The 2,181-nt window shown below is 68.0% G+C and carries 3 protein-coding genes; 2 read left to right on the top strand and 1 reads right to left on the bottom strand.

The window, feature by feature from the left end; all coding sequences use genetic code 11:
- On the bottom strand, positions 1-293 hold a 293-nt coding region (locus RMO30_RS07765), incomplete at its 3' end, for a DUF6264 family protein (protein ID WP_309711581.1).
- A gap of 58 nt (positions 294-351) precedes the next feature.
- Between RMO30_RS07765 and RMO30_RS07760 the strand changes: the two genes are divergently transcribed.
- Complete coding sequence (locus RMO30_RS07760) at positions 352-1,545, top strand: argininosuccinate synthase (RefSeq protein ID WP_309711578.1); 1,194 nt, start codon at positions 352-354, stop codon at positions 1,543-1,545.
- A gap of 49 nt (positions 1,546-1,594) precedes the next feature.
- A partial coding sequence (locus tag RMO30_RS07755) for a lyase family protein (protein ID WP_309711575.1) occupies positions 1,595-2,181 on the top strand: 587 nt, incomplete at its 3' end.

Below are 2,181 nucleotides of genomic sequence, written 5' to 3'. Positions count from 1 at the left end.
GAGAAGGCCCAGGCGTAGAACAGGCCGATCAGCATCCCGAAGAAGCCGACGACCAGCAGGATGACGGTGAGCACCATGTCCCAGGTGCGGCGTCGCTTGACGGGCGGAAGCGGCGCGCCGTAGCCCGGAGTGCCGTAGGCGGGAGCTGCCGTGTAGTCCGGCATCCGCTCGCCGTACGCCGGCGGCGGGAGCGGGTTGCTCGGGGCCGGGGCTGCCGCGGTCTCACCGTAGGTGAACGACGGGGCTTTCGGCACCTCGGGAGTCGCGTCGGACGCTGAGTTCGGCTCGGACATGCGCCCACCCTACCGATCCCTAAGCTGAACAACAGCAATCACAGGAGAGACAAAACTCATGGCACAACGCGTCGTCCTCGCCTACTCGGGCGGACTCGACACCTCGGTCGGAATCGGCTGGCTCAAGGATGCGACCGGCAAGGAGGTCGTGGCTCTCGCCGTCGACGTCGGCCAAGGCGGCGAGGACATGGATGACATTCGTCAGCGCGCTCTCGACTGCGGCGCCGTCGAGTCGGTCGTCGTCGACGCGAAGGACCAGTTCGCGAACGACTTCCTGATGCCCGCCCTCAAGGCGAACGCGATGTACCAGAAGCGCTACCCGCTGGTCTCGGCGCTCAGCCGGCCCGTGATCGCTCAGCACCTCGCCCGGGTCGCGAAGGAGCTGGGAGCCGACACCGTCGCCCACGGCTGCACCGGCAAGGGCAATGACCAGGTGCGCTTCGAGGCCGCAGTCGCCGCTCTCGCCCCCGACCTGACGAGCATCGCGCCGGTACGCGACCTCGCCCTCACCCGCGACAAGGCGATCGTCTACGCGGAGGAGCACAACCTGCCGATCCAGCAGTCGAAGAAGAACCCGTACTCGATCGACAAGAACGTGTGGGGTCGTGCCGTCGAGACCGGGTTCCTCGAGGACCCGTGGAACGCGCCGATCGAAGACCTCTACGAGTACACCCTCGACCCCAGTGCCGATGGCCCCGCTGACGAGGTGACCATCACTTTCGCCCAGGGCATCCCGGTCGCGATCGACGGCAATCCGGTCACCCCGCTGCAGGCGGTGCAGCAGATGAACGCGATCGCCGGGCGGCACGGGGTCGGCCGCATCGACATCGTCGAAGACCGGCTGGTCGGCATCAAGAGCCGCGAGGTTTACGAAGCCCCGGGCGCACTCGCCCTCATCGCCGCACACGAAGAGCTCGAGAACCTCACCCTCGAGCGCGACGTCAATCGCTACAAGCGCAAGATGGAGGCCGACTGGGCTGAGCTGGTCTACGAGGGTCTCTGGTTCTCGGGTCTCAAGCGCAGCATGGATGCCTTCATCGACGACACCCAGAAGTACGTTTCGGGCGAGATTCGGTTGACGCTCCAGGGCGGCCGCGCCGTCGTCACCGGCCGCAAGAGCGAGCAGTCGCTCTACGACTTCTCGCTCGCGACCTACGACACCGGTGACACCTTCGATCAGTCGCTCGCGAAGGGCTTCATCGAGATCTGGTCGCTGCCGTCGAAGATCTCTGCTCGCCGGGACCTGTCATGACTCGGTGGTCGAGTAGCGGGCGCAGCCCGCGTGTCGAGACCCGCGCCTGATGGCACAGCTCTGGGGCGCGCGCTTCGAAGGGGGACCTGCCCCGGAGCTCGCCGCGCTGAGCCGTTCGACGCATTTCGACTGGGTCCTCGCGCTCTACGACATCGCCGGGTCGCACGCGCACGCAAAGGCCCTTGCGGCGGCGGGTCACCTGACGGCGGTGGAGGAAGCCGCGATGCACGACGGGCTCGACGAGCTCGCCCGCCGGCTGGAGAGCGGCGAGTTGGTCGCGACCGATGACGACGAAGACGTACACGGTGCCCTCGAGGCGGCACTGGTGTCGGTCGTCGGTCCCGAGCTCGGCGGCAAGTTGCGCGCCGGACGCAGCCGCAACGACCAGATCGCCACGCTCATCCGCATGTTCCTGCTCGACCACTCGGAGACGATCGCCCGCCACCTGGTGCGGCTGATCGACGCGATTGCAGCGCAAGCGTCCGCGCATCCGGATGCTGCCATGCCGGGCCGCACGCACCTGCAGCACGCCCAGCCGATCCTGCTCGCCCACCACCTGCTCGCCCACGCCTGGCCTCTGGTGCGCGACCTGGAGCGGCTGCGGGACTGGCGGGTGCGGGCGCAGGCCTCGCCGTA

This window comes from Pseudolysinimonas sp. (genome assembly GCF_031389465.1).
GTDB lineage: Bacteria > Actinomycetota > Actinomycetes > Actinomycetales > Microbacteriaceae > Pseudolysinimonas_A.
Note: the sequence above shows the minus strand (reverse complement) of the source record. Positions and strands in the feature narration are given on the sequence as shown.